Consider the following 3,448-nt stretch of genomic DNA (forward strand, 5'->3'; position numbering starts at 1 on the left):
GGATGATAGCAGTATAAATGAAATATACAATATTACATATATTAATACGCCACATTGTTCATTATTTGCAAGTTATTCGCAATCCTAGCGTATAGTTTTATTGGCGTTTTGATTCTTGTGTCTAAAAAAATAGAATGCGCGTCGTTTATCATTGGCATGGAAAAGGAATAGAACGCCTGACAACGAGCCGATGATTTTTCAAACATAAACAGTTGCGATAGTGAGCACGATGTGTAGAATGCACTTCGCTTAACGTAGAGGTGCGTTGTTTATGAGTCGTGCGCAAGAGGGTGATACCGATGAGGGCGCATAAAAGGAAACAATGCCGAAGCCAATCAGGTCATCACACCGATTGAGCTGGGGCTGTTACCGAATAGGAGCAGCACTGCCATAGTACTTAGAAACACACTATGGAGCGCTACTGTATGTAGGAGGCAAGTTGTTTGCCGTGTAATACCACGCCTTACCGTCTTCGTTTCTGCAGTAGATCTCCAACCACCTGGTTGATATTGAGATCATGAACTTAACAGACTTTTCTTCATCCGCTTTATCACTGCTTCCTCCGTTGCTGGCCTTGGGTCTCGCGATTGCAACTCGACGTGTCTTATTGTCGTTGGGTATGGGGATAATCCTTGGCACCGTATTACTGACGGATTTTTCACTTGTGCCCGCTAGTCAGTATTTACTGGACGTGATCACTGGCTTATTTATCGCTGATGGCGGTTTAAACAGCTGGAACTTGAGTATCCTCGCCTTTTTAATATTATTGGGCATGATTACCGCGTTATTATCCTTATCGGGGGGGACGCGCGCGTTTGCGAATTGGGCACAAAGCCGGATTAAGAGTAAACGTGGTGCGAAGTTACTGGCTGCTTTTCTTGGGGTATTCATCTTTGTTGATGATTACTTTAATAGCTTAGCGGTAGGGGCCGTTTCTCGCCCAGTCACGGATCGTTTTCATGTTTCACGGGCAAAACTTGCCTATATTCTCGACTCGACAGCGGCGCCTATGTGTGTGATTACACCGGCCTCCAGCTGGGGTGCCTATATCATTACCGTTATTGGCTCTATCTTGGTTGCGCATGGTGTTACCGATTACACCGCACTGGGTGCGTTTGTCATCATGATTCCGATGAACTTTTATGCCATTTTTGCGCTGCTGTTAGTGTTTGCCGTGGTCTGGTTTCAGCTTGATATTGGCCCCATGCGCCAATTTGAATACCAAGCAAAAAAAGGCAGCCGATTAGGTGATGAAAGCGAACATTGTGCTGATATTTGCGATGATTTAGGCATCGAAGAAAGTGAAAATGGCAGTGTAGCGGATCTGGTGGCTCCGATAGTCGTGCTAGTGATCGCCACGATTAGCGCCATGCTTTACACCGGTGCGCAATCTTTAGCCGCTGATCATCATGCATTCTCTATCCTGGGAGCGTTTGAGAATACCGACGTCGGCATGTCATTACTGTGGGGCGGACTGGCCGGCCTGTTTGTTGCGCTAGTGATGACGGTTAAACAAGGCATTGCTAAGCCCGATATTGCGAAGACGTTATGGGTCGGCGCTAAATCAATGTTTGGTGCGATTCTTATATTGCTATTTGCTTGGTCGATTGGCCATATCATTGGTGATTTACAAACGGGTAAATATTTATCCTCGTTAGTACAAGGTAACCTACCTGCTCAATTGTTACCTGTGGTTTTATTTTTATTGGCGGCAGTGATGGCATTCGCCACGGGCACGTCGTGGGGCACATTTGGTATTATGCTCCCGATTGCGGGGGATCTTGCGGCAGCGACGGATATTGCGCTGATGTTGCCGATGCTGTCTGCGGTATTAGCCGGTGCTGTATTTGGCGATCATTGTTCTCCTATCTCAGATACCACTATTTTATCCTCAACAGGGGCGCGCTGTGGGCATATTGACCACGTCGCCACGCAGCTACCTTATGCAATCGGGGGCGCAGTCGTTGCGACATTTGGCTTCTTAGTGCTTGGCTTTACCGCCTCTTTGTTATGGTCATTAGCCGCGTCGACGCTGGCGTTCATTCTTTTGTGCTCGGGGTTACTTTGGCTTAAAAAGCGGCCCTGTCAATTGAAAGGATAGTCCTTCAAGCCCCGCATAAACGGGGCTTTTCTTTTTCTGCGGGTTCGGTAGCATGCCGGTGTATTGAATGATGTTGGCCCTGAAGTAGGGCGTTACGTGTAGAGACAGTTATGGCCCAGTTATATTTTTACTATTCGGCAATGAATGCCGGTAAATCGACCACCTTGTTGCAATCTGCGTTCAATTATCAAGAGCGTGGGATGCAGCCTTTACTGTTCACCGCCGCGATCGATAATCGCTACGGGCAAGGTAAAATAAGTTCACGTATAGGCCTGGACGCGGATGCACATCTGTATGACAACCAAACGTCGTTGTTTGAGCATGTGGCGGCCATTTTATCTCAGGACAAAGTCGACTGTTTATTAATTGACGAGAGCCAGTTTTTAACCAAGCAGCAAGTACTGGAACTGACCGATGTCGTGGATAAATTGCGGATCCCTGTCCTATGTTATGGTTTGCGTACCGATTTTCGTGGTGAATTGTTTGAAGGGTCACAGTACTTACTCGCGTGGGCTGACAAATTGGTGGAGCTTAAAACTGTGTGTCATTGTGGACGTAAAGCCAGTCGTGTCATTCGGCAAGACGCTGAAGGCAACGCGATTGCAGATGGCGATCAGGTTGTGATTGGGGGCAATGAACGTTATGTCTCTGTTTGTCGTCGCCACTACAAGCAGATGCTCGGACTGCTCTGAGCAATGGAACCGGTGTGACACACTGAAAAGACAAAAAAGGCGAGCAACAGCTCGCCTTTTCTTCAATTTGGCCGATCGGGATCAGTGCTATTTCACTGCCTCTTGATCGACTGGCACAATTTGGCTGGCATGGTAGCCTTTAGGTCCTTCCTCGACTTCGTAGCTGACGGTTTGCCCCGCTTTTAATGTCTTATATCCATCCATTTGAATCGTAGAGTAGTGAGCGAATACGTCTCCTTCCCCTTCTCCTGGACAAATAAAGCCAAATCCTTTTGCATTGTTAAACCATTTTACTGTACCAGTTTCCATGCGACACATCCTTCTTGCATCAAACTTTGCATACCTCGTGATAAACGCCTTGTCACCTTCTGGTTAGCCTTGAGCTTGGGATTCCCCCTGGCGCAGACTGACCGAAGCCAGCTTGGTCATTTACCTACCACACAATCCACTTTAGTAGATACTTTTAGGCAGTCAAGCGCTGGCTATAACATATAACAAGAATGTAATAATAAATCGAAAAAGTGTGAGGGAGTGACGATAATTCATTAAAGAACAGACATGTCATTTGCATGAATGTCGGACTGTTATCGATGCTTTTTCGCTCGTGATAAGTGTTGTTTTTATGGTTTGTTTTATATAACACATTGTTTAATAA

The 3,448-nt window shown here is 46.3% G+C and carries 3 protein-coding genes and 1 riboswitch; of the genes, 2 read left to right on the forward strand and 1 reads right to left on the reverse strand.

The features are described 5' to 3' along the window. Window positions 1-247: 247 nt before the first annotated feature. A riboswitch (Lysine riboswitch) is annotated at window positions 248-429 on the forward strand. An 88-nt stretch (window positions 430-517) separates the two neighbouring features. Both BZG78_RS15185 and BZG78_RS15190 read left to right on the forward strand, forming a co-directional pair. Then, window positions 518-2,101: a Na+/H+ antiporter NhaC family protein gene (locus BZG78_RS15185; RefSeq protein WP_021022431.1), complete on the forward strand. Its 1,584-nt coding sequence runs from the start codon at window positions 518-520 to the stop codon at window positions 2,099-2,101. 110 nt (window positions 2,102-2,211) lie between these two features. Further along, window positions 2,212-2,793, forward strand: coding sequence for a thymidine kinase (locus tag BZG78_RS15190; protein WP_021022430.1), 582 nt, complete (start codon window positions 2,212-2,214; stop codon window positions 2,791-2,793). 87 nt (window positions 2,794-2,880) lie between these two features. Here BZG78_RS15190 and cspD read toward each other — a convergent pair whose 3' ends face one another. Next, window positions 2,881-3,102: a cold shock domain-containing protein CspD gene (gene cspD / locus BZG78_RS15195; RefSeq protein ID WP_021022429.1), complete on the reverse strand. Its 222-nt coding sequence runs from the start codon at window positions 3,100-3,102 to the stop codon at window positions 2,881-2,883. Between the last annotated feature and the right edge of the window lie 346 nt (window positions 3,103-3,448).

The organism is Salinivibrio sp. MA351 (genome assembly GCF_001996065.1).
GTDB lineage: Bacteria > Pseudomonadota > Gammaproteobacteria > Enterobacterales > Vibrionaceae > Salinivibrio > Salinivibrio costicola.